Origin of the sequence: Actinomycetospora atypica, from assembly GCF_042653685.1 — a bacterium.
Classification (GTDB): Bacteria; Actinomycetota; Actinomycetes; order Mycobacteriales; family Pseudonocardiaceae; genus Actinomycetospora; species Actinomycetospora atypica.
Window position 1 is genome coordinate 12,574 of record NZ_JBHSIV010000027.1, and the last position, 23,753, is coordinate 36,326.

The 23,753-nt window shown below is 70.7% G+C and carries 26 protein-coding genes; 7 read left to right on the top strand and 19 right to left on the bottom strand.

Features of this window, described 5'->3' with window-relative positions; all coding sequences use genetic code 11:
• Positions 1-29 precede the first annotated feature (29 nt).
• The 8 genes from ACFPBZ_RS21470 to ACFPBZ_RS21505 all read right to left on the bottom strand — a co-directional run bounded on the left by ACFPBZ_RS21470 (position 30) and on the right by ACFPBZ_RS21505 (position 6,894).
• Positions 30-461, bottom strand: coding sequence for a cupin domain-containing protein (locus tag ACFPBZ_RS21470; RefSeq protein WP_378038151.1), 432 nt, complete (start codon positions 459-461; stop codon positions 30-32).
• A 22-nt stretch (positions 462-483) separates the two neighbouring features.
• Positions 484-1,380, bottom strand: a complete 897-nt coding sequence (locus ACFPBZ_RS21475; protein ID WP_378038152.1) for a TIGR03619 family F420-dependent LLM class oxidoreductase — start codon at positions 1,378-1,380, stop codon at positions 484-486.
• Positions 1,377-2,327 carry a cyclase family protein gene (locus tag ACFPBZ_RS21480; RefSeq protein WP_378038153.1) on the bottom strand — a complete coding sequence of 317 codons (951 nt, stop codon included), beginning with the start codon at positions 2,325-2,327 and terminating at the stop codon, positions 1,377-1,379. Before ACFPBZ_RS21480 ends, ACFPBZ_RS21475 begins: the two co-directional genes overlap by 4 nt.
• Entirely contained in the window at positions 2,324-2,848 is a 525-nt protein-coding gene (locus tag ACFPBZ_RS21485) for a nuclear transport factor 2 family protein (protein WP_378038154.1), read from the bottom strand. The genes ACFPBZ_RS21480 and ACFPBZ_RS21485 overlap by 4 nt, the downstream gene beginning before the upstream one ends.
• Positions 2,845-3,843, bottom strand: coding sequence for an NHL repeat-containing protein (locus tag ACFPBZ_RS21490; RefSeq protein ID WP_378038155.1), 999 nt, complete (start codon positions 3,841-3,843; stop codon positions 2,845-2,847). Before ACFPBZ_RS21490 ends, ACFPBZ_RS21485 begins: the two co-directional genes overlap by 4 nt.
• A gap of 126 nt (positions 3,844-3,969) precedes the next feature.
• Positions 3,970-4,683 (bottom strand): SDR family oxidoreductase, encoded by a 714-nt coding sequence (locus tag ACFPBZ_RS21495; protein ID WP_378038156.1) that lies wholly within the window; start codon positions 4,681-4,683, stop codon positions 3,970-3,972.
• Positions 4,683-6,017: an MFS transporter gene (locus ACFPBZ_RS21500; protein ID WP_378038157.1), complete on the bottom strand. Its 1,335-nt coding sequence runs from the start codon at positions 6,015-6,017 to the stop codon at positions 4,683-4,685. Before ACFPBZ_RS21500 ends, ACFPBZ_RS21495 begins: the two co-directional genes overlap by 1 nt.
• A 130-nt stretch (positions 6,018-6,147) precedes the next feature.
• Complete coding sequence (locus tag ACFPBZ_RS21505) at positions 6,148-6,894, bottom strand: IclR family transcriptional regulator (protein ID WP_378038158.1); 747 nt, start codon at positions 6,892-6,894, stop codon at positions 6,148-6,150.
• On the opposite strand from ACFPBZ_RS21505, the gene ACFPBZ_RS21510 reads away from it, so the two are divergent.
• On the top strand, positions 6,856-7,902 hold the full coding sequence (locus ACFPBZ_RS21510; protein WP_378038159.1) for an NAD(P)-binding domain-containing protein: 1,047 nt from the start codon (positions 6,856-6,858) through the stop codon (positions 7,900-7,902). The genes ACFPBZ_RS21505 and ACFPBZ_RS21510 overlap by 39 nt on opposite strands.
• Here the strand turns inward: ACFPBZ_RS21510 and ACFPBZ_RS21515 are convergent.
• From ACFPBZ_RS21515 to ACFPBZ_RS21555, 9 genes are all read right to left on the bottom strand, one after another.
• Positions 7,826-8,590 carry an IclR family transcriptional regulator gene (locus ACFPBZ_RS21515; protein WP_378038160.1) on the bottom strand — a complete coding sequence of 255 codons (765 nt, stop codon included), beginning with the start codon at positions 8,588-8,590 and terminating at the stop codon, positions 7,826-7,828. The two genes, ACFPBZ_RS21510 and ACFPBZ_RS21515, sit on opposite strands and share 77 nt — an antisense overlap.
• Positions 8,591-8,678: 88 nt before the next feature.
• Positions 8,679-9,494, bottom strand: coding sequence for a TIGR03619 family F420-dependent LLM class oxidoreductase (locus ACFPBZ_RS21520; protein WP_378038161.1), 816 nt, complete (start codon positions 9,492-9,494; stop codon positions 8,679-8,681).
• A gap of 108 nt (positions 9,495-9,602) precedes the next feature.
• A complete protein-coding gene (locus ACFPBZ_RS21525; RefSeq protein WP_378038162.1) occupies positions 9,603-10,727 on the bottom strand; it encodes a hypothetical protein in 1,125 nt (374 codons plus the stop codon).
• Positions 10,720-11,898: a homogentisate 1,2-dioxygenase gene (locus ACFPBZ_RS21530; protein WP_378038163.1), complete on the bottom strand. Its 1,179-nt coding sequence runs from the start codon at positions 11,896-11,898 to the stop codon at positions 10,720-10,722. The genes ACFPBZ_RS21525 and ACFPBZ_RS21530 overlap by 8 nt, the downstream gene beginning before the upstream one ends.
• Position 11,899: 1 nt before the next feature.
• A complete protein-coding gene (locus tag ACFPBZ_RS21535) occupies positions 11,900-12,436 on the bottom strand; it encodes a cupin domain-containing protein (protein WP_378038164.1) in 537 nt (178 codons plus the stop codon).
• Positions 12,429-13,469 (bottom strand): LLM class flavin-dependent oxidoreductase, encoded by a 1,041-nt coding sequence (locus ACFPBZ_RS21540; protein ID WP_378038165.1) that lies wholly within the window; start codon positions 13,467-13,469, stop codon positions 12,429-12,431. Before ACFPBZ_RS21540 ends, ACFPBZ_RS21535 begins: the two co-directional genes overlap by 8 nt.
• Positions 13,470-13,561: 92 nt before the next feature.
• Entirely contained in the window at positions 13,562-14,815 is a 1,254-nt protein-coding gene (locus ACFPBZ_RS21545) for an NAD(P)/FAD-dependent oxidoreductase (RefSeq protein WP_378038166.1), read from the bottom strand.
• Positions 14,812-15,132 (bottom strand): 2Fe-2S iron-sulfur cluster-binding protein, encoded by a 321-nt coding sequence (locus tag ACFPBZ_RS21550; RefSeq protein ID WP_378038167.1) that lies wholly within the window; start codon positions 15,130-15,132, stop codon positions 14,812-14,814. Before ACFPBZ_RS21550 ends, ACFPBZ_RS21545 begins: the two co-directional genes overlap by 4 nt.
• Before the next feature lies 1 nt (position 15,133).
• Positions 15,134-16,312, bottom strand: coding sequence for a cytochrome P450 (locus tag ACFPBZ_RS21555; protein ID WP_378038168.1), 1,179 nt, complete (start codon positions 16,310-16,312; stop codon positions 15,134-15,136).
• Between the two features lie 114 nt (positions 16,313-16,426).
• Between ACFPBZ_RS21555 and ACFPBZ_RS21560 the strand changes: the two genes are divergently transcribed.
• Entirely contained in the window at positions 16,427-17,323 is an 897-nt protein-coding gene (locus ACFPBZ_RS21560) for a LysR substrate-binding domain-containing protein (RefSeq protein WP_378038169.1), read from the top strand.
• Positions 17,324-17,699: 376 nt separating this feature from the next.
• Here ACFPBZ_RS21560 and ACFPBZ_RS21565 read toward each other — a convergent pair whose 3' ends face one another.
• The gene (locus ACFPBZ_RS21565; RefSeq protein WP_378038170.1) at positions 17,700-18,560 is read right to left on the bottom strand and encodes an alpha/beta fold hydrolase; all 861 of its coding nucleotides are present in this window, start codon (positions 18,558-18,560) and stop codon (positions 17,700-17,702) included.
• Between the two features lie 101 nt (positions 18,561-18,661).
• Here ACFPBZ_RS21565 and ACFPBZ_RS21570 point away from each other — a divergent pair, with 101 nt between their 5' ends.
• Positions 18,662-19,231, top strand: a complete 570-nt coding sequence (locus ACFPBZ_RS21570) for a TetR/AcrR family transcriptional regulator (protein WP_378038171.1) — start codon at positions 18,662-18,664, stop codon at positions 19,229-19,231.
• Between the two features lie 105 nt (positions 19,232-19,336).
• Here the strand turns inward: ACFPBZ_RS21570 and ACFPBZ_RS21575 are convergent, their stop codons facing one another.
• Positions 19,337-20,050, bottom strand: a complete 714-nt coding sequence (locus ACFPBZ_RS21575) for a GntR family transcriptional regulator (protein ID WP_378038172.1) — start codon at positions 20,048-20,050, stop codon at positions 19,337-19,339.
• A 360-nt stretch (positions 20,051-20,410) separates the two neighbouring features.
• On the opposite strand from ACFPBZ_RS21575, the gene ACFPBZ_RS21580 reads away from it, so the two are divergent.
• From ACFPBZ_RS21580 to ACFPBZ_RS21595, 4 genes are all read left to right on the top strand, one after another.
• Positions 20,411-20,836: a tautomerase family protein gene (locus tag ACFPBZ_RS21580; RefSeq protein WP_378038173.1), complete on the top strand. Its 426-nt coding sequence runs from the start codon at positions 20,411-20,413 to the stop codon at positions 20,834-20,836.
• A 14-nt stretch (positions 20,837-20,850) separates the two neighbouring features.
• On the top strand, positions 20,851-22,179 hold the full coding sequence (locus ACFPBZ_RS21585) for an MFS transporter (RefSeq protein ID WP_378038174.1): 1,329 nt from the start codon (positions 20,851-20,853) through the stop codon (positions 22,177-22,179).
• Between the two features lie 22 nt (positions 22,180-22,201).
• Positions 22,202-22,573, top strand: a complete 372-nt coding sequence (locus tag ACFPBZ_RS21590; RefSeq protein ID WP_378038175.1) for a tautomerase family protein — start codon at positions 22,202-22,204, stop codon at positions 22,571-22,573.
• Positions 22,574-22,782: 209 nt separating this feature from the next.
• A complete protein-coding gene (locus tag ACFPBZ_RS21595; RefSeq protein ID WP_378038176.1) occupies positions 22,783-23,742 on the top strand; it encodes a fumarylacetoacetate hydrolase family protein in 960 nt (319 codons plus the stop codon).
• Positions 23,743-23,753: the final 11 nt, after the last annotated feature.

Consider the following 23,753-nt stretch of genomic DNA (forward strand, 5'->3'; position numbering starts at 1 on the left):
CCTTCGTTCGACCAGAACCGAGCGAATGTTCAGACTCGGCGGAATTCGGTGATGCCCGGGTCGGGGATCGGGACGGACTCGAAGGACCCTGGGGCGAAGAGGACGAAGGTCTCGAGGTCGTCGGAGTAGCCGATCTCGTTGTGTCCGACGCCCGGGGGGATGTTGAGGCAGGTGCCGGGAACGGTGCGCACGATCGTCCCGTCCTCGAAGGCGATGTCCTCCCAGCCCCGCAGGCAGTACACCAACTGGAAGGTCAACGGGTGGTAGTGCCAGCCCGTCGTTCCCTTGTCCCCCGGCAGGGCGCGAACGATCTGCGCGTTGTAGTCGCCCCTGGTCGCCTCCAGGACGCCGAGGTCGCGGTACTGGAAGAACGTGCGTGATCCGGCCGAGTCGAATGAGTCCGGCGCCAGGTGGGACACGGATACCGAGTAGGGGCTGGTAGGGCGTTCGGTGGTCGACATGCTGATCTCCTGTGGGGTGTCGCTAGTCGCCGAGAACGGTCTCGACGATCTTTCTGGCGCGGCCTAGGAGCTCGAGGTGCTCCTCGATGTCTCGGCACCGTTCGGCGACCGCGCCGAGCATCCGGTTCTGGACGGTGGCGATGACGACGTCGTCGACGCCCTTGCCCTGCCAGGGCTCGAGGCTTCGCTTGAGGTCCTCCTCGCCCCGCGCGGCGTGCACCTGCACGACGGTGCGGAACTCCTCGACAGGCCGGCCGGCCGCCTCCAACCGCTCGAGGAGGGTCGCGTGGAGGTCGCGGGAATCCCGCGATGGTGTCGCGAAGAAGAACCCGTCGCCCACGCGCACAGCTCGTCGGACCGCGGCGGCCGAGCCGCCCCCGAACACCAACGGGATCGCTCTCGCGGGCCGTGGACTCAGGGCGACACGTTCGACGTGATGGAAGCGCCCGTCGAGGCTGACGAGCTCGTCGCTCCACAGCGCCTTGAGCAGGTCGATCTGTTCGTCGAGGCGTCTTCCACGATCTGCGACGGGCACACCGAGCGTCTCGTACTCCACGACGTTCCAGCCGAGCCCGACCCCCAGGGTCAGCCGGTCCCCGCTGAGCAGGGCGACCTCGGCCGTCTGCTTCGCCACGAGCGCTGTCTGGCGTTGCGGCAGGATGAGGATGCCGGTCATGAGCTCGACGCTCGCGGTCGTCGCCGCGAGATAGCCCAGGAGCACCAGGGGCTCGCGGAAGGGCGTCGTCTCGTCGTAGTCGCGGGTGATCGGTGGGGTGCGGTCGCGGTGCTCGGCGCCCACGACGTGGTCGTAGACGACGATCGAGTCGTAGCCCTGCCCCTCGACCGTCGTCGCCCACCTGCTGAGCGCGGCCGTGTCGGCGCCGAGCTCGGTCATCGGCAGGGCCGCCCCGACCCTCACTTGGTCGCCAGGGGGTTCAGAGGTGAGCCCAGCCCGCCGGGTACGAGCAGGTTCGGGGCGCTGAAGAGGAACTCGTAGCGCCCGTCGCGGGCGCAGGATTCGCCGAGCTTCTCGAGATCGAACAACTCGCCCAGGGTCAGACCCAGGTCCCGGATCGCCACCATGTGGAATGGATAGGCCTGCTCGGGGTCCGACGGGCTCACCGGTCCGTCGGGGAGCGACGCCGTCGCTTCCACCGAGGTGTTGTCAGCGGCGACCGCTGCGATGTCGTGCTCGCGCAACCAGGTCGCGGTCTCGAGGAGGAGGCCGGGGGTGGCGGTCCAGAACTCTCCGACGTCCATGCCGGCCTTGAAGCGCTCGATCCATCCGGTGCGCAGGAGAAGGATGTCTCCCGGCAGGATCTCGACGCCCTGGTGAGCCGCGACGGCGTCGAGCTCGGCGGAGGAGATGAGGTGGTTCGAGGGCAGTGTGGGGAGGCCGTGGAAGCGCGCCACGTCGAGCAGGACCCCTCGGCCGGTGACGCCGGCGGCCGTCTTGTCGATGCCGCAGTAGGTGGCGCCCTGCCAGGTCACACTGCGGTTGGAGAAGCCGTTGTACATCTGGCCGTCGTAGCTGATGTGGGCCAACGCATCGAACTGCGTCGAGGCCTGCAGCGGCATGCTGATGTGGTCGTCGGCGACACAGATGTCTCCCCGGAAGTCCGGCGCATACCCCCTCTCGGTGACCAGGTGGACCGGGTTGAACCGCTCGGTCCCCCTGGCCTGACCGGGTTGCGGCCCGTGCGCGGCGAGCCGCAGCCCCATGCTCACGACCTCGCCCGACCTCACCTGCGCCGCTGCGGCGCGGACCTGGTCACGGCCGATCAGGTTGAGGGTGCCGATCTCGTCGTCGGGCCCCCAGCGCCCCCAGTTGCTCAGTGACTTCCCCAGCTCTCGGAACGAGCTCATCCACGTACTCCTGTCGTCGTCGACGGAACAGCTGACGGATCCGGCGGTGAGGTGGCCTCAGAACCGGCTGTCGGCACCCAGCCCGCGATGGGGGTCCAGTAGTAGATGTGCAGCCGGCGATGGACGAAGGCCCAACGCCCGTCGCGGCGCTCCAGACGGTCGGTGTAGAGGCCCGCGCTCTGGATCGGACCGGACTCCAGGTCGGTCAGGAAGACGTCGACCGTGACGGTGTCGGTCGCCGTGCCCGCCTCCAGGTCGACGTCGACGAGCGGGTCGGCGAACCAGTGGTGCATGTGCGGGATGGCCCGCCACTGGGCGTCGAAGTTCGCGAGGATCTCCTCGACGCCGTTGCACGCTCCGCGCGAGCCGAGGTCGAGGACGGAGTCGGCGAACCAGACGCTGCGCAGAAGGTCCCGATCCCGGAGGTCGACGGCATGGGAGAACGTGGAGATCAACCTCGTGATCTCCATCTGGCTCTCCAGCAGCTCGATGCGCCGCAGCAGCTCCTTCTCGTCGGTCATGGAATGCGCTCTCCTTCGGTCGGGGCCCAGCGCCGCAGGCTGGGCAGGTCGTCGAGCGGCGGTACCGGCAGTCCGAGGGTCTCGAGATAGACCGCGTTGACCTCGGCGACGTACACGGCTCCGGTGGCGCTGACCGCCATCCCGTGCGGGCTGAGGAAGGCGCCGACGCCGAGTCCTGGACGGTGGGCGCCGAGGCGGTCGACCGCCGTTCCGTCGAGAGTCGTGACGGTCACGCAGGAACCCATGTCCGGGATCGATCCGTGCATGTAGGCCGGTGGCCCCAGCTCGGCGATGTACAGGAGATCACCGATGCGGCGGACCGCGGCGGGGCGGTGCTGGTGCCGGGATTCGACCAGCCCGCCGTCGAGGTCGAAGATCTGGAGCCGGTGGTTCTCCCGGTCGCACACGGCGAGATGGTCGTCGTCGAGCAGGCAGAGCCCGTGCGGATTGGACAACCGGCCGGGCCCCGATCCCGGCTTCCCCCAGGACGAGATGAGTCGGCCGTCGGGGTCGTAGCGGTGGATGCGCGCGTTGCCGTACCCGTCGGCCACGAAGATCTCTCGGGTCGCGGGATGTTCGACGGCGTCCGTGGGCTGGTTGAACGGCTCGCCCGAGTACGCGGCGGTGCGGTGCCCGGGAGTGCCCAGACGCAGAACGCGCCTCCCGTCGGGGTGGACCTTGTCGATGACGTGGGCGCCGACGTCCACGAGCAGGAGGTCGCCGTCCGCGCAGGTGCTGATGCCGTGGGGGCGTGCGTAGTCCGCGGCGTCCCCCCAGCCACCGGCGTAGGTACCGTCGGCCTCGAGGACGACGATGCGCTGCGGGCCACGGTTGAAGACGTAGATGCGCTCGTCGGCGCCGATCGTGACCGAGGACGCCGCACCGGAGAAGGTGGGTCCGTCGGGCAGCCGTAGCCAGTCGGCCGTCTCGTGGTAGGTGACCGCTCCTCCCCTCCCGGCCCTCGATGAGGCACCGAACTCTTCGTCGTCCGGCAACGCGCCGCACGCCTGTTCCTCCCTGCGGAAGACCGACGGGCTTCCGCGTCGGACGACCCGACGGTCCACGGACCTGCACCGCCGTCCTGGAAGTTCTCTGCGAACAGCACGGGGTGCGCTGGTCTCTCACGCCGTGTGGTCGCCGCCGTTGGGCGAGAGGACCTGGCCGGTGAAGAACCCGGCATCGGGCCCCAGCAGAAAGGTGATGGCACGGGTGACGTCGGTCGGCTCGGCGAACCGACCCAACGGGATCCGGTCGAGCTGCTCCTGCAGATGAGCCGGGTCGTAGCCACGGACCCGGTCGGTCATGACGGCGCCGGGTGCGACCGCGTTGACCGTGACCTGGTGGGGGGCGTACTCGACGGCGAGCGCTCGTGTCAGGCCGACGACACCCGCTTTCGCGGCGGAGTAGGCGGCCTGGTTCGCGTTGCCCCGGATACCGACGATGGAGCTCGTGGTCACCACGCGTCCGCCTCCGTTGGCTCGCATCAGGGGCAGCACGGCGCGCAGCGCGTAGAAGGTCGACGAGAGATTCACGTCGAGGAGGAACCGCCAGGTCTCGTCGGTGACGTCGTCGAGGGGTTCGACCGTGTTGTTCCCGGCCAGGGTGACAAGCCCGAACGGTAGGCCGTTCGCCGCGACCGCCTCGTCGACCGCCCGCTGGGCCTCCGCGCTCGAGGTGAGGTCGGCGACGACGCCGGTGGCGTCGGGTGCGGTGGTCTCGAGTGCCTCGCGGGACAGGTCGACACCGGTGACGGTGAAGCCGCGGTCGACGAGGTCACGGACGAGCTGCCGTCCGATCCCGCCCGCCGCCCCGGTGACGATGACGTGCTCGCCCATCACCGGGCTCCTCTCCGGCCGAAGGTGAGCGGGAGGCCTTCGAGGGAGCGCCCGTCGCCCAGGAGAGCGAGGTTGATCATGGCCAGGACGATCACGCCTGCCCAGTAAACCGTCACCGCGGTGACCCCGCCGAGGCCCACGAGCCAGGCGCACAGGAAGGGCGTGGGCGCGGCGAACACGACGTTGACCCCGGTCAGTCCGAGCGCGGAGCCGGTGTAGCGCAGGTGGGTCGGGAAGGCCTCGGCGAACAGCGCAGCCTGGGCGGCGTTGCCGAACTGGGCCCCCGCGGAGGCGGCGACGACCACGAGCAGCACCACGGCGACGCTCGTCGTGGCCACGGCAGGGAAGAACACCACCGCGGAGGCGAGCGTGACCCCACTGCCCAGGAGGAGCACCTGCCGGCGCCCGATCCGGTCCGCGAGCTTGCCGCCGACGAAGGCCGCTCCCGTCGCGACGACGTTGGCCACCATCAGGATCGTGAAGGTCGTACTCGAGGTGAAGCCGTGTGAGGTCATGTAGCTGATGCCGTACACCGTGACGAGGTAGAAGGTCAGCGTGATCGGGGCGAAGGCCAGGATCAGCCGCAGGATCGCGACGCCGTGGCTGCGGACCACCGACAGGGGTCCCGGCAGAGCCTCGTCCTCGACCTGCCGGCGGAACAGCGGGGTCTCCTCGACCTTGAGCCGCACGTAGATGCCGACCCCGACCAGGACGATGCTGGCCACGAACGGGATGCGCCAGCCCCAGGTCTGGAACGCCACCTCGGTCAGGGTGCCGGCGAGGATCGCGAGGATGAGGTTCGCGACGACCTGGCTGATGGGCGATCCCATCCCCAGGACCGCTCCGTAGAACGCGCGTCGGTCCGTTGGTGCGTGCTCCATCGTCACCAGCTGGACGCCGGTGGCTTCTCCTCCCAGCGCGAAGCCTTGGAGGAAGCGCAGCGCCACGAGCAGCGCGGGCGCCGCGAACCCGGCCGCCGCGTACCCGGGGATCAGGCCGATGGCCGTCGTCGAGAGCCCCATCAGCATGAAGGTCGTCAGCAGGACGTTGCGGCGTCCCAGGCGGTCGCCCAGGTAGCCGAACACCATGCCACCGAGGGGGCGGGCGAGGACGCCGACACCGAAGGTCGCGAACGAGGCCAGCAGAGCGGTGGACGGGTCCGAGCGTTCGAAGAACACGGCCGGGAAGACCGTCGCGGACATGGCTCCGTAGATCGCGAAGTCGAAGTACTCCAGCGTCGCGCCGAACGCCCCGCTGGTCAGCGCCCGGCGGGACTGTCGGGTGGGCCTGCGCGGGATCGTCGGGGCACTGTCCTGGTGGAGGTCGAGCTGCATGGTGACTCCCTCTTCTGCCGCGACGCAGCGAAGGTCGGTCGGAGCCGAGCGACGGACTCGGTGTCTCCCAACGCTAGGGAGCCGCCTCGGTGGGCGGAACGACCGCGACGAGTCATTCCTCCATGAGGAATCAGAAGCGGAGCTCGGCCTCGATGGCGGCGCCGGCGCTCCGGAGGAGACCGAGGAAAGTCGTCTCGATCGCCGAGAGCTCCGCTCCGCAGCCGGCCTCGATGCGCGACGACGGACCAGCGATCGTCAGGGAGCAGATCGGGCGGCCCGTCGGCCGTCGGATCGCGATGCCGAGCGCGTAGACGCCGTCCTCGGACTCCCCGACGTTGCGGGCGAACCCGAGGCGACCGACCGCCTCGATCTCGGCCTCGAGAGCCACGCGGCTCACCAGGGTCCGCCCGGTGAGGGGCGCGATCTCCGCCGTCGGATAGAGGAGCCCCCGTTCTCGAGCGGGGAGCGCCGCCAGGAGGACCTTGCCGGCCGCGGCGGCGTGGGCGGGTACCGAAGCCCCGAGCCTGCTCGTGACCCTGAGGGTCCGCTCGGGCTCGACCACCGCGGTGAACTCGGCGTGCCCACCATTGAGGGTGCAGAGGTGCACCGTCTCCCGCGCCGCGGCGCAGAGCGCGTCGAGATGCGGTTGCGCGACCTCGGCGCAGTGCATGGCGGACTCGGCCTCGGGCGAGGTGCTCATGGCGGGTCCGAGCCGGTAGCTCCGCGTGGCCGTCTGATCCACATAGCGATGGGTCTTCAGGGTGGCGAGCAGGCGGTACGTGGAGGACTTGCCGATCCCCAGCGTCTCCGCGATCTCCGTCAGCGTGAGGTCGTCGTGGTGGCGCAGGAGCGTGAGCACCCGCAGGGCCTGGTGCACCGATTGCAGGGTCTGGGCCACGTCACCACTTCTCGTCGACAGGTCGTGTCGCTGACTGTCCCACATAGCGGAAACAGACCAGGACGTTCCGCAGGACGGAAGGGTCTCGACATCGAGCGGAGCGGCTGCGACGTTCGGCGCGTGATCGTTCTGGTGGGACTCGGGCCGATCGGCGGCGGTGTCGGTGCGGCGCTCGCCGAGCAGGGTGAAGCGGTGCTCGGCGTCGACCCCGACGCCGAACGCAGGGCCGCATGGGCTGCCCTGACCGGCGAGCCGGTGGCCGCTCGTCCCGAGGACATCTCCTCCTGGGCAGTCGTCGACGTCGTCGTCGTCGCCGTCCGGACGGCCGACCAGCTCTGGTCGGTCCTCGACGCTCTCCCGGCCGGCGAGCGGTCGGTACTCGTGCTGACCACGCTCGGCATCGCGGATGCGCGCGCCCTCGAGAACTCACCCCACGCCGTCGTCGAGGCACCTGTCTCCGGAGGCGCCGAAGGCGCTCGACGAGGAGAACTGACGATGTTCCTGCACACCCCCGAACCGCTCGCCCCGGCGGCGCAGCGCGTTGTCGACGGCGTCACCAGCCGGGTCCTCTCCTTCGACGGTTTCGGCCGACCCGCCGTCGCGAAGCTGGCCAACAACACCCTGGCCGCCTACATCGCCCTCGCCGTCGCGGAGATGGGCGACGTGGCTGCCCGTGCGGGGCTGGACCGTTCTACGTTCCTCGACGTCGTCTCGGTCTCGTCCGGCCAGAGCTGGATCTCCGATCACTTCGACGAGGTCGCCCCTGATCTGTTGTTCAAGGACGTCGCGCTGCTCCGGCGGGACGTGGGCGACCTCCCGGTGATCGACACGCTGGACCTCCCAGCTCGCGAAGCCGAGATCGAGCTGGCTCGACGCGGCGCACGAGCTTGGAGCCGCGACGACTCTCCCGTCAGCGGGAGAGCCGGACCTGCAGTTCCTCGGAGGCAGCCCGGAGGCGCAGGACGAGTTCCCGCTCACGAGGGGTAGTGCCCGTGCCGGTCCGATCGATCCGGAGCCTGGTGTGCGGTGCCGCGATCGTGAGCGCGAGCCGTTGCATCCCCCGCGCACGTACCGGAACCGCCAGGGCGAGGGTCCCGGCCTCCCACTCCTCCACGTCACGGGCGTAGCCCCGGCGGCGGACCAGCCCCAGTTCCCGCGCGAGCTGCGTCTTCGTCGCGATGGTGGCCCGAGTGCGGACCGTCAGTCGATCGTGGGGCAGGAGCCGGTCCACAGCGGACTGGGGGAAGTCGGCGAGCAGCGCCTTGCCCGCCGACGAGCAGTGCGCCTCGCTTCGCAACCCGGCCCGACTCGGGATCGCGCCGGGGTACCCCGCCGGCACACAGTCGCTGTACAGGACGTCGCTGCCGTCGAGCATCGCGAGATTGACGGTCTCCGCGGTCATCCGCGCGAGTCGAACGAGGACTTCCCGGGCCCGCCGGGCGCACTCCTCGGCGGCGATCTCCCGACGCAGCCCCTGGGCGGCATCGCCCAGGCGATAGCGCCGATCGTCCCGGTCCTGCACCACGAAGTCGCGTGCCACCAGCGTGGCGAGCAGCCGGTGCGCGGTAGACGCGGCAACCCCGAGACGCTCGGCCAGTTCGATGACCCCGATCGAATCCTCTTCCCGCAGGATCTCGAGGACAGTCAGTGCATGATCGACCGACCGCAGCGTCATGGGCCGAGGATAGGCAGGGTCTCCGCCTGCAGGAATAGTTCTCCGGCGGGTCGGCGGCTTCCCCACAGAACGTCGACGACGCAGAGGTTCAGACGACGGCGGCTGCGGCGCTCCGCACCTCGTCGAGCGACCGCTCGATCTCGCCGGGCATCGCGGAGGCGAGCCGGAAGACGATGCGATCGGCTCCGGCAGCGGCGTACTCCTCGACGCCGGCGCGGTCGGTGGGGACACCGACGGCGACGACCCGCAGCTGATGGCCCGCGTTCCTGAGGGTGCGGATGCGGTCCGGGACCCCGGCGAGGGCGAGAGGCGCCCAGCCGTCCCCGTACTCCAGTGCCCGCTCCTCGGAACCCGGGGAGTTGCCGCCGAAGAACAGCGGCACGCCACCGGGCTGCACCGGCTTCGGCCAGGACAGGATGCTGTCGAACCTGACGAACTTCCCGTGGAAACTCGCCTCCTCCTCCCGCCAGATCTCCCGCATCGCGAGCATGCGTTCCCGGACCAGGTCGTAGCGGGTCCCGGGGTCGACGCCGTGGTTGCGCATCTGTTCGGTGATCGCGCCGTGGCCGACGATCAGGTCGAGCCGGCCCCGGCTCAGGACGTCGATGGTCGCCAGGGCCTTGGCCGTCGTGATCGGCTCGCGGAGGGCGAGCTGGATGACCGCGGACGAGACGCGCAGCCTCGTGGTGGCCAGCGCGGCCGTGGTCAGCGCGATGAGGAGGTCGGGAAGTCGCGCCCACTCGCGTGGCATGCCCTCGGCCGGGCTCTCCGAGTCACGCCCCACGGGGATGTGGGAGTGCTCGCCGAAGTGGAGCGCATCGATGCCGGCCTGCTCGACGAGCACGGCGACCTCGTCCGGCCGCAGCGTCTCGTCGGTGCAGGTCGCGTGGACGCCGATCTCCATCACGGCGTCCCGGAGCGCTGGTGGCGGGCACGGGCGACGGGCGGTCGTGGCATGGGGTCCTCGCTGGATCCGTGGGTCGGGTCGGACAGGGCCGTCGGCGGCAGCGGATCACCGCAGCCAGTCGACCACCGCGTCCAGGGTGTCGGTGAGCAGGTGGGCCGGGCCCTCGAAGTAGTGGCCCGCACCCGGGACGGGCAGCAGCTTCTTGTCCGGGTGCCGCGCGGCGTCGTGGAGCGCGGTGGCCATCGAGGGGAAACACCCCTTGTCCCCGGTGCCGTAGGCGACGAGGACGGGGACGGAGACCGACTCCAGGCAGGTCGGGCCGTGGGCGTTGGTGTGGGCGACGCTCCACTGCGAGAGCCACGACCGCAGGGTGCTGAAGCTGCCGAGGGTGACCGGCCGCAGGTTGGCCGACTGCGGATCGCCCCAGAGGGTGCCCGGGTCACGGTCGGAGGGGTCGAGGGTGGTGTCGACGAACCGGGGGTCGGCGCAGGTGCCGTGCACCCGGAAGGCCAGGTCGGGCACCGCCGCGCCGAAACGCCGATCGAGCGCGACGAGCTGGTCCTCCACCCAGCCGGTGATCCGCGACATCCGGGCGGCCTGGGCCCCGCGGTACTCCGTGACCCATCCCCGGTCGAGCGGCAGCGCCCGCTCGGCGAACAGGTCGAGCTCGGCGTCGCGGCGGAACGGGTCGTCCTCGTCGACGATCGCGGGGTCGAGCCAGCCCTGCAGCAGGTCGGCGCGCCCGGCATGGGCGTTGAGCAGCACCAGGGCGTCGGCGGGCGGGAGGTCGGCGCGGGTCAGGTCGGTGCCGCCGCCGCCGGGGGCGTCGGTGACGGTGGGCTTCTCGGCCTGGGACTGGTAGAAGGCGGCCAGTCCCCCTCCTCCTGAGTTCCCCACCAGGACGACCCGGCGGTAGCCCTCGACGTCGCGGAGGTGACGGATCATGGACCCGAGGTCGGCCACGCAGTTCTCGAGCACGACCTGGGTGTCGTTGCCGGCGTAGCGGGTGACCGCGCCGACGGCGTCGATGCCGAGGGCGGCGGTGGCGTCGAGGGCGTAGTGGCCGACGAAGTTCGAGCTCGGGTGGCAGTACAGCATCGCGGTGTCCGCGATCTCGCCGTCCCGGGCCCGTTCGCGCCCGCACCACAGCCGGCCCGACGCCCGGGCGATGCCGGAGTAGACGTCGCCGCCCATCTGGTCCTGCATCGCCACGGGCATCAGCTCACGCACGGCCGGTCTCCTCCAGGTTCGCCCAGGTGAAGGGGTAGTCGGCGTCGGCGCACTGTCCCGCCGCCGCGCCCACGAGGAGCGGCCGGTGGGTGTCGACCATGACCTGGTACTCGTCGGCGCGGTCCTTGCCCAGAGCGCGCTCGACGTTGCCCGGGTGCGGGCCGTGGATGAACCCGGCCGGGTGCACGGTCACCGAGCCGACGTCGACGCCGGTGCCGCGACGGGTGTTGGCCGCGCCCCGGGCGTAGAAGAGCACCTCGTCGGAGTCGACGTTGGAGTGGAACGGCGGGATCGGCACCGCCTCGGGGTGGTAGTCGAGCAGCCGGGGCACGAAGTTGCACATCACGAAGCCCGGTGCCTCGAAGGTCTGATGCATCGGCGGCGGCTGGTGCAGGCTGCCGGTGATCGGCTCGAAGTCCTCGATGTTGAGCGCCCACGGGTACATGCCGCCGTGCCAGCCGACGACGTCGAACGGGTGGTGCTTGTGGGTGTTGCGGGTGAGCCCGGTGCGGGTGCGGACCACCACGGGCACGTCGGTGCCCTCCCCCTCGACGAGCTCGGTGGGGCGGCGGATGTCGAGCTCGCAGTACGGCGTCCCCTCGACGAACTGGCCACGGGCGGACAGGTAGCGCGGCGGCGGGTCGATGTGTCCGACGGCCTGGACGAACAGCAGTCGCAGCTCCGAGCCCTCGGCCACGGTCCAGCGGTGGATCGTGGAGGTCGGGACGATGACGTAGTCGCCCTCGGCGATGTCGAGGCGCCCGAACGTCGACTCGAAGGCACCGTGGCCGCTCTCGACGTAGGCGAGCTCGTCGCCGACGCTGTTCTTGTAGAGCGTGCTGTCGGTGGTCGCGACCGCGTAGCTGATCCTGACGTCGTCGTTGCCCAGCAGCAGGACCCGGTCGAGCACCGCGTCGCCCTTGGCCGGCAGCTCGTGCAACGCCAGGTGCATGGGCGCCATCGGGTGGTTGGGCACCAGGGTCTCGTCGGGACCGTCCACGGCCTCGATCGCGGTCAGCGCCGACGGCGGGTTGCGGTGGTAGAGCAGCGAGGTGTCGCCGACGAAGCCCTCCTCGCCGATGAGCTCCTCCCAGTACAGCGAGCCGTCGGACTGGCGGAACACGGTGTGGCGCTTGCGGGGGACGTCCCCGACTCGGGTGAAGAACGGCATGTCAGGCTCCCTGCTCGGTCGGGGCGCCGATCAGGACGGCGGCGAGGGTGACCGGCGCGTCCGAGCGGTTGCGCCAGCCGTGGCGGGTGGCGTTCTGCACCACGACGTCGCCGGTCTTGAGGTGGGTCAGCTCGCCGTCGTCGAGCTCGAGCCACACCTCACCGTCGAGGACGATCGTGTAGTCCACGGTCGGGGTGGTGTGCATGCCGGTGACCTCGAAGGTCTCCGCCAGTCCCGGCGAGTGGGTGAGCTGCTCAGCGCCGTAGGCGGCCCCGTCGAACTGCGGGGAGCCCATGGTGGCGTCCGGCGGGAGAGTGAGCACGATCAGGCGCGTGCCACCCGGCCGCGGCAGGAAGTTCTCGACCTTGCCGGTCGGGTCCTCACCCACGCGACTGGCCGGGGTGTCGGGCTCGGTCGCCCAGGTCAGCGACGAGGTGAACCCGGGGAAGGACGCGAAGTCGTGGGTGCGCGGCGGGGTGCCGTCGTCGACGACGACCGCCTTCCCCTCGGCGTTGTGACCGGTGACGACCCTACGCATGCTGGACCTCCGAGGCGGGAGAAGCGGTGGTGTTCGGGCTGGACGTGCCGGGGGTGTCGCGGAACTGCTCGGCGACCTCGAGGAACGCGGCGAGCTCGCGGGGGATGTCCGGGCCGGACGGCTGGTAGAGGACCGCGTTGGCGCCGGCCTCGACGAGGCGCTGCAGCGACGCGGCGATCTCGTCGCGGGTGCCGGTCAGGGTGCCGCGGCGGATCACGTCCCCGGTCAGGAACTGGCGGTCCAGGTCGCTGGGCTCCATGAGGTGGCCGCGGAAGAGCTCGAGGTGGCGGTGACGCTCGTCGACGGCGGCGATCGCCTCGTGGTACCCCTCGGCCTCGGGCATGCCGGCGAGCGGCCCGTACTGGCCCATGTGCAGGGCCAGGCCGGCCCCGGCGCCGGCGGCGTCGATGACGCGCCGGGAGTCGAGGGCCTCGCCGTCCTCCAGCACGGTGCCGTAGTAGGTGAGCTGGCACTGGCCGTCGAAGGGCACCGGCTCGTCGCCGTGGGTCGGGTTGGTCACCACGCCGGCACCGAGGCGTCCCGCGGTGGCGAACCCCTTCGGGCCGTGCGCGGCGACCCAGAAGTCGACCTCGACCGGGAGGCTGATGCCGGAGGCAGGCATGTGCATCAGGCTCAGCACGGTGCCGTCCCGCTCGATCTCCCCGCCGGCGAGCAGGGTGCGCAGGTCCTCGACGTAGCGCTCGACGTCGGCCCACCGGGAGCCCTTGCGGCCGAGGTAGGCGGAGCTGGTGAACCCGGCACCGACGCCGGCGTCGAACCGGCCCGGCGCGAGCGTGGCGAGGTGGGCGATGAGGCCGGCGTTGGTGGTGATGTGGCGCAGGTGCTCGGTGAACACCGAGACGCCGAGCCGGATGGTGGACGTGCGCGTGGCGGCGATGCCCAGGGTGGCCCCGGTGTCGGCGTAGGACACCGGCACGTCGTAGACCCAGGCCCGCTGGTAGCCGAGCTGCTCGGCCAGGACGATGTGGTCGGGTGTGTCCGTCGCTGGCGCGAAGACGCAGTTGATCTCCATGTCGGGTACTCCTCGATGAGCGTGCGGGCGGTCGCCGACGGAGGCGTCGGCGGGGGTGACGGGCGCAGGACGTGCGGGAGATCGGTCGCGGGTCAGGAGGCGGCTGCCACCGCGGCAGCGGACGCGGCGAGGCCCTTGAGATCGGTGTCCGGGTCGGCGACCTGCTCCGGCGTCGGCGCGGCCGAGGCGGCGAGCAGGCGCCGGGCAGCGACGTGGTCGGCGGGCCGGTTGACCGATTCGACGGTGGCCAACCGGTCGTCGCGGAAGCCGAAGACCGAGAACTTCCTCGCCGCGGGGTCGCCGCGGACGATCTCGGTGTCGATGCCGCCGCCGAGGCCGGCGATCTGGAGCTTCAGGTCCCCCTGGTGCGTCCAGAACCACGGCACGGCCCGGTAGGGCGCCGGGTCGCCGACGATCCGGGCGGCGACGCAGCGGGCGTGGTCGGTCGCGGCCTGGACCGACTCCAGCCGCGCCGGTCGGCCGCTGATCGGCTCGGGGAAGCGGGCACAGTCCCCGACCGCGGAGATCGCCGCGTCGGAGGTCACCAGGTGCTCGTCGACGACGACGCCGTCGTCGGTCGCGAGGCCGGCGCCGGCGGCGAGCCGTGTGTCGGGGGCGACGCCGACCGCCATGACGACGAGGTCGACGGGGACCTGCTGGCCGCTGGTGAGCACCGCCGTGCTGACGAGACCGTGGCGACCGCGCAGCGCCTCGACACCGGTCTCGAGGAACAGCTCGGTACCCCACCCGCGGTGGGCCTGGGCGAAGTACGTGCTGGTCGTCGGGGTGACCGCACGCTCCATCACCCGGGAGGCGACGTCCACGACGACGGGATGCACGCCGCGACGATGTGCCGCGGCGGCGACCTCGAGCCCGATGAAGCCGGCGCCGATGGTCAGGACCGTCCGGGCCCGATCGAGGTGGCGGCGCAGGGCCCGGGCGTCGTCGAGACCGCGCAGCACCATGACCCCGTCGAGGTCGGCGCCGTCGACGGGCAGGGTGCGGGCGCGGGTGCCGGTGGCCAGCACCAGGTGGTCGTAGGGCAGCCGTCGCCCGTCGTCGAGGGTCACCACGCGGGCGTGCCGGTCGATGTCCTCGACCTCGCGCCCGAGGTGGAGCGCGACGTCGCGCTCCACGTACCAGGTCGGGGTGCGCAGCCCCAGGTGCGCGTCGTCGACCGGGGCGGCACCCAGGTAGGCCTTGGACAGCGGGGGGCGCTCGTAGGGCGGGTGCGGCTCCTTGCCCACGAGGGCGATCCGGCCGGTGAAGTCCTGTTCGCGCAGCGCGGCCGCGACACCGACGCCGGCCTGGCCGGCGCCCACGATCACGACCCCGTCGCCGCTCACGACCCCTCCCCCGCGACCACGACGACCATCCCGTCGAGGTCCTCGGCGACCTCGAGCTGGCAGCTCAGGCGGCTCTGGTCGGTGCGGGGGGCCGAGGCGCAGTCGAGCATCTCGTCCTCCTCGTCGGACACCTCCGGCAGCGGACGGTCGTCGGTGACGTAGACGTGGCAGGTCGCGCACATGGCCTGGCCACCGCACTCGGCGAGGATGCCGGGAACCCCCGCGCCCACCGCGGCCTTCATCACGCTCAGGCCGACGGGGGCCGCCACGGCCTGTTCGGCGGAACCGTCGGGCTGGCGGAAGGTGATCGTGGGCATCTCAGGTCCTCCACGTGGTCTCGACGGCCAGCGGGCCGCGGAACACCCAGCCGGCCATCCGGACGTCGTCGGGGTCGCTCAGGGCGAGGTCGGGCAGTCGCCGGAACAGGGTGGGCAGGGCGATGTCGGCGATCGAGGCGCGCGCGACCCAGGTGCCGAGGCAGAAGTGCGGTCCCCCGCCGAAGGCGAGGTGCGAGCCCGCACCCCGGGCGGTGTCGAAGGAGTCCGGGTCGGCGAAGACGCGCTCGTCGCGGTTGGCCGAGGAGATGACGACGCCGACCTTGTCGCCGGCCTCGAGCGTCCGGCCCGCGAGCTCGGTGCGCTCGGTGACCTGGCGCGGGTACATCCCGATCGGCGAGATCCAGCGCACGGCCTCCTCGAACACCGACTTCCACGTCGTCCGTCCGGCCAGCACCTCGTCGCGCTGCTCGGGGTGCGCCAGCAGGGCGTAGGTGGCGACGCTGATCGCGTCGCGGGGTTCGTTGACCCCGCCCCCGAGGAAGATGCGCACGTTGGTGCGGATCTCCTCGTCGGTGAGCGGGTCCGCGGCGTGCAGCATCGAGGAGATCGCCGTCTGGTCCGGGTGCTCCCGCAGGTAGGGGATCACCTCGTCGACGGCCTGGTCCACGGTCCGCACCGCCAGGGAGCACCGCTCCCACACCTCGGGGTCCTCGGCGTAGTTGCCGCAGCCGTCGATGAAGGCCTGCGACCACGCCTGGATGTCGGCCGGGGTCGCCGAGGCCAGGCCCAGGATCGTGCCCAGGTTGGCCGCCGCCAGCGGCCCGGCGAACTCCGCGAACAGGTCCGCGTGACCGCGCTTGGAGAATCCGTCGATCAACGCGTCCGCGTTCTGCTGGAAGCGCGGCAGCCACTGGTTCTTGACGGTGCGGGGACGAACGGGACCCTCGGCGGCCGCCCGCAGTCGTCGGTGGGCCTCGCCGTCGTGGCGCAGCATCGTGCGCCCGATCGCCCGGTCCATCATCGAGTCGACCTCGACGGAGCTGTACACGCGCTGGTCACGCTCGATCGCGAGCACGTCCTCGTGCCGGGTGACCAGGTAACGGCCCGCCGCCGGCACCCACGCCACCGGGTCCTCGGCACGCAACCGCCCGAAGATCGGGTACGGGTCGTCGCCCAGCGCCTCCAGCGTGATGCCGGACGCCACCGCCGTCGTCGCCATGTTCTCGCCTCACGTCGTCCGCAGCCGCTCGTTCCCGAGCGCCTGGACACAGCGTGATGATCGACACTAACCTTGGAAAGCCAAAGGTTGTTGGTGTGGGTATAGGTGATTCTTATGTCGGTGCGGTTCTCGCTGCGCCAGCTGGAGTTCTTCGTCGCCGTCGCCGACGCCGGCTCCCTCAGCGCGGGCGCCGAGCGCTGCGGCGCCTCCCAGGCGGGGGTGTCCCTGGCGATCCGGGACCTCGAGCGCCACCTCGGCGTCCAGCTGCTCACCCGTCGTCGGGCGAAGGGTGCGGTCCTCACCGAGGCCGGCACCCGGGTCCTCCTCGACGCCCGACGGCTGCTCGGGAGCGCCGACGACCTCCAGGCCATCGCCTCGGCCACGACCAACGAGATCAGCGGGACGCTGGCCGTCGGCTGCTACGTCACCCTGGCGCCGTTCGTCATCCCCCCGGTGCTGGACGGCTTCGCCCGTCGCCACCCGGCACTCGACGTCCGCGTCACCGAGGGTGCCGCCGACGAGATGCACGGGGCCCTGCTCGACGGACGCTGCGAGTTGGCGTTCCTCTACGACAACGACGACGTCACCGGGCTGTCCTCGGTGCCGGTCCGCACGAGCCGGCCCTATCTCATCCTCGCCGCGGACCACCCCCTCGCCGAGCGGGAGAGCATCAGGCTCGCCGAGGTCGCCGACGACCCCCTGATCATGTTCGACGTCCCCAGCGCAGCCAACGCAGCCCAGATGCTCGCGGAGGTCGGGCTCACACCCCGCATCCGGCACCTGAGCTCGAACATCGAGGTCGTCCGGTGCCTCGTCGCCCGGGGAGTCGGCTACTCCATCCTCGTCCAACGGTGGCCGACCGACCTGAGCTTCGAAGGTCGGCCCGTGGTGTCCCGCCCCATCGCCGATCCGACCCGGGAACGCCGGGCCGTCCTCGCGTGGCCCGCCCGGACCCGTCTCACCCGACGCGCCCAGGCACTCGTCGACTTCGCCGCCGAGACATCCGTATGAGTGTCGGTCGCGCCCGAGCGCAATGTGTCGGTGCCTAGAAGGAGCTGCCGTGATTGTCGAAGTAACTTCACGAAGCCGAGTCACCTAGAGGCCCAGCCGGAGCAATACCGCGATAATCCGCGTCATCGCGGCACCGACGTGCTCCGCGTCGCCCGCCGCGGCGACGTGTTCGACGCTCTGGCGGCCTCGGACCCCGGAAGGGAGCTGGCGGCCCGCTACTGGGAGATCGTTCTGTAGACCGTCGGAGCCGCCGCGTCAGTGCCCGCCGGCGAACCGACACGCTGAGCCGTCTCGACGTCGTCCATCACATCGTTCGAAGCACGTCTCCTCGTGCCGCATGCGGCCGTCGTCGAGGGGCGTGATCCGTGGGCGGCGCTCACTCGGCCAGGAAGGCGAGGACCTCGTTCGCGAAGACCACCGGCTCCTGGAAGAGGAACCCGTGGTTGGCGTCGCGGTAGACGGTGAACTGGCTGTTCGGGATCTCCCGGAACAGGATGACGCTGTCGATGATCGGGAAGGCCACGTCGGTGTCACCGTTGGCGACCAGCGTCGGCTGCTCGATGTCCTTCAGCCTCTCGAACCAGCCCTGCTCATTGCCCCAGAACGCGCCGATCGCGGTGATCTGCGCCTGCATCGTCTCGGGAGAGGTTTTCACCGACGAGCCGGGCTGTCCGGGCTTGTCCATCCTCGCCAGAGACTCGCCTCCCTTGCGCCGGCTCGCGTCGCTGCCGGTGAAGAAGATGTGGAGGATGTCCTCGTCCTCGAACTCCGGCTTGGACGCCACCTCCAGCCAGTGATCGGGGCAGGGCACGAACTCCGGGTTGCCCGGGGGGCACGTCCCGGTCAGGACGAGGCGACGCACCAGCTCCGGGTGGCGCTGGGCGACGATCGGGGCGGTCATGCCGCCCATGGACCAGCCCAGGACGTCGGCCTTCTCGATGTCCAGGGCCCGGATGAGGGCCGCAGCATCGTCAGCGGCTTCCTCCAGCGTCGTGGGCGTGACTCCCCCGGACGAGCCCACGCCCCGGTTGTTGAAGATCACGACGCGGCGGCCGGCGGCGAGGGTGTCGAGGAACAGCGGGTCCCAGTCGTCCATCTCGGCGCGGTAACGGTGGAGCAGCACGAGCGGTGGTTCACCGGCCTGCTCGACACCGAGGGAGCGATAGGCGAACGGCGTCCCGTCGACCTCGACGAACTGTGTCTCTGCGGCGGTCGCCGTGCTGACCCTGCTCGTCATGCGAACTCCCCATGCGCTTGATGATGACTGTCATGTAACGACCCGACTATGATGGCTGTCATCTAACGCGTCAAACGGGGCACAGCGCAGGGAGGACCGCCATGAAGGTCTCGCGCCGGCAGGCCGACCGGAACCGGGATGCCGTCCTCAGGGCTGCGTCGGCGATGTTCCGCGAGCGCGGAGTGGAAGCCACCTCGGTCGCCGAGATCTACCACCGGGTCGGCCTGACGCACGGCGGCCTGTACGCCCAGTTCCCGGGGGGTAAGGAAACCCTTGCCGCGGAGGCGATCGGGCATGCCTTCGTCGAGCGCAGGGATGCCTGGGAGGACCTCGCCCGCACCCACTCCCCCGCCGAGTGCTTGCGGGTGATCGTCGAGAACTACGTTTCCGCCGCCCACCGGGACGATCCCGCGACCGGTTGCCCGACGCCCTCCATCGGCGCAGAGGCCGGCCGACACGACGGCCCCGTGCGGGCGGCGTACACGGGTGGCGTCCGCGAACTCCTGGACTCCTTGAGTCACGTGGCTCCGGGCGACTCCGAACCAGAACGGCGGACCGCGGCGCTACGGATCCTGTCGACCCTGACCGGGGCGATGCTCATCTCCCGCGCCGTCGACGACCCCGCGCTCGCCGACGAGATACTGGGCGCCATCGACCCCGCGATCACCTAGGCCGACACCCTCCACATCCCCGGCGGAGGTGCGGGTGGCCGGCTGCGGCGAACTCGAGGAGTGTCCGCTCCGGTGCGCAAGAACTCCGGAGGCAGGTCGACCGATCTACTCGCCGGCCGGCGACGTCGCGGCCCACTCGTCGAACGCCTCGATGGTCCGCCACAGGTGGTGCGAGTGGTGCTGCGCCGCCAGATCGCCGTCCCCGGTCACGCACGCGTCGGCGATGGCGCGATGCTCGGTGACGATGGCCTCGAAGTCGGTCCGTACCGCGAGCGTCAGCCGCCGGACCCTGCGCGAGTTGTCCAGCATCGTGTCGGTGAACCGACGGAGCCACACCGAGTCACACTGGCTCATGGTGATCCGGTGGAACGCGACGTGCGCCTCTTCGTGGACCGCGTACTCCGCCGGGGAGAGCGCCGCGAGGTCTGCCGCCCCTGCGTCCATCATGTCGACGAACGACTTCTCGATCATGTCGATCCACTGGTCGGTGGACCGCGCGACGGAACGCCGGATGGCGACCGGCTCCAGCAGCAGTCTGGTCTCGTAGAGGTCCCGGACGTCGGCGGGCGATATCTCGCTCACGCGCACACCACGCTGCGGTAGCGCGACCACGAACCCTTCTCCGGCCAGGCGGGCGAACGCCTCCCGCACCGGCGTCGGACTGACGGCGATACGGCTCGCGATCGCCTCCGCGGCGAGGCGCTCACCGGGAGCCAGCTCGAGGTTGATGATCTCGCTTCTCAACAGATCGGTCACCCGATCGACCAGGGGAGCCTTCGGGGAACGCACGGGGTGGGGTTCCGCGTCGAGCTCGGTCACGCGACGAGCCTATCCGCCGAGCCGGAGGCGCATCGTCCTCGCGGCGTGCCGACCCCGGACACGGCGAGCGGGGCCGTCGACCACGAAGGCGACGTGGCCCATCCCCTGCCCGAGCCGCGACGACAGACACCCGCCCAAGCCCCACCCAGAAAATCTATAGATTCTCTTGCGTCGCCCGGCAGGCCGGGTTAGCTTCGTCACGCCACCGGCCCTCGGCGAGCTGAGCAGAGGCACTCGCCGGTCAACGTGCGGCCCGTCCGCCGTCCGACCGGGACATGCCCCCAGCCACCGTCGACGAGCCGCAGAACAGCTCGTACCGCAGCACTCGAACAGCTGCCCTCACACCCGCCAGGAGGCGACGTGCCGCTCGTCCGAATCTCTCTCATGGAGACCACCACCGAACGGGCCCAGGCGATCGGTCGGTGTGTCTACGACGCGATGCGCGAGACCATCGGCATTCCCGAGGGGGACAACTTCCAGGTCTTCAACCATTGCCGCCCCGGCGAACTCGTCTACGACCCCAGCTGGCCCGGGATCGAACGCACGGACGGCTACATGATCATCGAGATCATGTTCGGGGCCGGTCGCGAGACGGCGGTGAAGCAGGCGCTGTTCGCCCGCATCACCGAGTTGCTCCAGGAGCGGTGCCAGGTCCGACCCGAGGACGTGATGATCGCCCTCCAGGGACTCGGGCTCGACGACATGTCGCTCGGGCAGGGGCGAGCCCAGTTCGTGGAGAACCCTCCCGCCCGGTTGCAGTCGGCGACCGCCGACGACGCCCACTAGGGACGGGCCACGTCGTGACAGCGCAGTCAGCCGACACCTCACACGCTCGTCGTGTCGCGATCGCCAGTGCGATCGGCACGATCATCGAGTTCTACGAGTTCTCGATCTACGCCACTGCTGCGGCACTGGTGTTCAGCCAGACGTTCTTCCCGTCGCTCGGCGGCCTGCAGGGCACGGTCGTCGCCTTCGCCACCTTCGGTGTCGCGTTCGTCGTCCGACCGCTGGGTGCCGTGGTCTTCGGACACCTCGGCGACCGGAAGGGCCGCAAGAACACCCTCGTCTGGTCCCTGCTGCTCATGGGGATCGCCACGATCGGCATCGGTCTGTTGCCATCAGCAGCGACGATCGGCGTCGCCGCACCCATCCTGCTCGTGGCCCTCCGGATCGCCCAGGGCCTGGCCCTCGGTGGCGAGTGGGCCGGCGCCTCGTTGATGACGACCGAGTCGTCACCGGCCGGCAAGCGGGGGAAGTACGGCATCGGCCCTCAACTCGGGCCGGCGATCGGGTTCATCCTCTCCAGCCTGACCTTCCTCGTCGTCACGGCGACACTGTCCCCCGAGCAGTTCGTCGCCTGGGGCTGGCGTGTTCCTTTCCTCGCCAGCGCGGTGCTCATCGTGATCGGTTTCGTCATCCGGGTGAGGCTTCACGAGTCACCGGTGTTCGCCTCCGACGCGAAGGTCATCGAGAAGTCGTCACGACTTCCCATGAGCGAGCTCTTCTCACGGCAACTGCGTGTGCTGCTCCTCGCCTCCGGAGGCTCGATCGCGCTCTTCGCCCTGTTCTACGTGGTCGTGGCGTTCCTGCCCACGTACGGGACGAAGACGCTCGGCTTCTCCCAGTCCGCCGTGCTCATCGTCAGCATCGGTGGAGCCGTCGTCGGCGGCGTCACGGTGGTCGTCTCGGCCGTGCTCTCCGACAGGCTGGGGCGCAGGCGGGTCCTGCTGCCCGCGAACGTCCTGTGCCTGGTGGCAGCGCTGCTCTTCTTCCCCGTCATCTCCGCCGGACACATCGCCTGGTACGTGACCGGCGTGTTCGTCCTGCAGGCGGCAGTGGGGGCAGCGTACGGCCCCCTGGCGGCCTTCCTCCCCGAACTGTTCGCCACGCAGTACCGGTACACGGGCGCGGGTCTCGCGTACAACATCGCCACGGTCCTCGGAGCGTCGCTCACGCCCATCATCGCCGCCATTCTCATCAACAACTACGGCGAGTGGGCGGTCACCATCTACCTGGCAGCCCTGTGCCTCGTCACCCTCGCGTGCCTGGCCGCGAGCCGTGAGACAGCCCGGACGGGCCTGGTCACCGAATCCGCCGCGCAATCGGACTCCGCAGTCCCCGCACCCTGAGAACGCCACAGAAGGAGATGTCATGCCGAACTACCAGTTCACCGTCACGGCCGGGTCCTCGAGTGCCCTCCGGAAGAAGGAGATCGCCGAGGCCATCACCAAGGCTCACTGCGCCGTCACCGGCGCACCGGAGCACTACGTCAACTGCACCTTCGTCGAGGTGCCCGAGGACGGCCTCTGGCAGGCGGGCAACCTCCTGCCCGGAGCGCGGATGATCGGCCTCATCCGGGAGCGTCCCGAGGCACTGAAGAAGGAGCTGCTCCTCGCTCTGGGCCACGCGTGGGCCGACGCCACGGGTGAGCCGTTCGAGGCAGCAGCGATGGGTCTGGTGGCCGTCCCCGGCTACCAGACCCTCGAGAACGGCGCCCTCCTCGGCGAGGCGGAGGACGACTGACGCGGCTGGACAGGCGGGACGCCGGAGGACCACCGACGGCGGTCGTCCGGGTCCCGCCGACCCCGCGGTCCCGCTCCACCGCGTCCGCGAGCGCACCGCGCCGGCCCCGTCCGTCCTCGGCCGTCCACCGGCAGAGACCACCCACCTCGCGAGCACCGGGCGACCGCCCTCGATGCCCGGAGCCACGAGGAACTCACCAAGGAGAAGCAATGAAGGTCGTCCGGCACCGCACCTCGGCCGGGCCCACCCTGGCCGTCCAGCTCGACGACGAGACCATCGCGGACCTGCCCCCCGGGGTGGAGCTGGCCGAGCTGCTGTCCACCGACGGCCTCCTGCACGACGCCGGGGAGAAGGCCCGCCGCACCGGAGAGCGCCGAGCGCTGGCCGGTGCCCGGCTCATGGCCCCCCTGGACCCACCGACCTTCCGGGACTTCTCCACCTTCCCCGAGCACACCGCGGGCAGCGTGAAGCTGCTGGACCCCACCGCCGGGCTGCCGCCGGAGTTCTACGAGATCCCGACCTTCTACTTCTCCAACCCCTACGCGATCGCCGGGCCGCACGACGACGTCCCGGTCCCCCCGGGGTGCGAGCTGTTCGACTACGAGCTCGAGGTCGGCGCCGTCGTGGGACGTGCCGGGCAGGACCTCACGGTCGAGGAGGCCGAGGACCACATCGCGGGCTACGTGGTCCTCAACGACTTCTCCGCGCGCGACGTCCAGTTCCACGAGATGCGGATGCGCCTGGGGCCGGCCAAGGGCAAGGACACCGCCACCACCCTGGGCTCGGTGTTCGTCACCGCCGACGAGCTGGAGCCCCACCGGTCGGGGGCCTCCTTCGACCTGGAGATGGAGGTCCGGGTCAACGGCGAACTCCTCGGCAGCGACCGCATGCACAACATGGCCTGGTCCTTCCCGGCCCTGGCCGCCTACGCCTCTCGCGGCACCGTCATCCGGCCCGGCGACCTCCTGGGCTCGGGCACCTGCCAGGGCGGGTGCCTCGCCGAGCTCTGGGGCCGACACGGCTGGGGCCATCACCCGCCCCTGCAGCCGGGCGACGTCGTCACCACCACCGTCGACGGCCTCGGTGGGACCCGCAACCGCATCGTCGCCGGCGCCCCGAGCCATCCCATCCACCCCTGGACGTCGATGGCGACGTCCCTCGCGGAATGAGACCACCGATC

What these genes read in the sequence shown, in the direction of transcription:
- ACFPBZ_RS21470 (WP_378038151.1), bottom strand. Translation starts at nt 461, where the DNA reads ATGTCGACCACCGAACGCCCTACCAGCCCCTACTCGGTATCCGTGTCC.
- ACFPBZ_RS21480 (WP_378038153.1), bottom strand. Translation starts at nt 2,327, where the DNA reads ATGAGCTCGTTCCGAGAGCTGGGGAAGTCACTGAGCAACTGGGGGCGC.
- ACFPBZ_RS21485 (WP_378038154.1), bottom strand. Translation starts at nt 2,848, where the DNA reads ATGACCGACGAGAAGGAGCTGCTGCGGCGCATCGAGCTGCTGGAGAGC.
- ACFPBZ_RS21495 (WP_378038156.1), bottom strand. Translation starts at nt 4,683, where the DNA reads ATGGGCGAGCACGTCATCGTCACCGGGGCGGCGGGCGGGATCGGACGG.
- ACFPBZ_RS21500 (WP_378038157.1), bottom strand. Translation starts at nt 6,017, where the DNA reads ATGCAGCTCGACCTCCACCAGGACAGTGCCCCGACGATCCCGCGCAGG.
- ACFPBZ_RS21515 (WP_378038160.1), bottom strand. Translation starts at nt 8,590, where the DNA reads ATGACGCTGCGGTCGGTCGATCATGCACTGACTGTCCTCGAGATCCTG.
- ACFPBZ_RS21520 (WP_378038161.1), bottom strand. Translation starts at nt 9,494, where the DNA reads ATGGAGATCGGCGTCCACGCGACCTGCACCGACGAGACGCTGCGGCCG.
- ACFPBZ_RS21530 (WP_378038163.1), bottom strand. Translation starts at nt 11,898, where the DNA reads ATGCCGTTCTTCACCCGAGTCGGGGACGTCCCCCGCAAGCGCCACACC.
- ACFPBZ_RS21535 (WP_378038164.1), bottom strand. Translation starts at nt 12,436, where the DNA reads ATGCGTAGGGTCGTCACCGGTCACAACGCCGAGGGGAAGGCGGTCGTC.
- ACFPBZ_RS21540 (WP_378038165.1), bottom strand. Translation starts at nt 13,469, where the DNA reads ATGGAGATCAACTGCGTCTTCGCGCCAGCGACGGACACACCCGACCAC.
- ACFPBZ_RS21550 (WP_378038167.1), bottom strand. Translation starts at nt 15,132, where the DNA reads ATGCCCACGATCACCTTCCGCCAGCCCGACGGTTCCGCCGAACAGGCC.
- ACFPBZ_RS21555 (WP_378038168.1), bottom strand. Translation starts at nt 16,312, where the DNA reads ATGGCGACGACGGCGGTGGCGTCCGGCATCACGCTGGAGGCGCTGGGC.
- ACFPBZ_RS21560 (WP_378038169.1), top strand. Translation starts at nt 16,427, where the DNA reads ATGTCGGTGCGGTTCTCGCTGCGCCAGCTGGAGTTCTTCGTCGCCGTC.
- ACFPBZ_RS21565 (WP_378038170.1), bottom strand. Translation starts at nt 18,560, where the DNA reads ATGACGAGCAGGGTCAGCACGGCGACCGCCGCAGAGACACAGTTCGTC.
- ACFPBZ_RS21570 (WP_378038171.1), top strand. Translation starts at nt 18,662, where the DNA reads ATGAAGGTCTCGCGCCGGCAGGCCGACCGGAACCGGGATGCCGTCCTC.
- ACFPBZ_RS21590 (WP_378038175.1), top strand. Translation starts at nt 22,202, where the DNA reads ATGCCGAACTACCAGTTCACCGTCACGGCCGGGTCCTCGAGTGCCCTC.
- ACFPBZ_RS21595 (WP_378038176.1), top strand. Translation starts at nt 22,783, where the DNA reads ATGAAGGTCGTCCGGCACCGCACCTCGGCCGGGCCCACCCTGGCCGTC.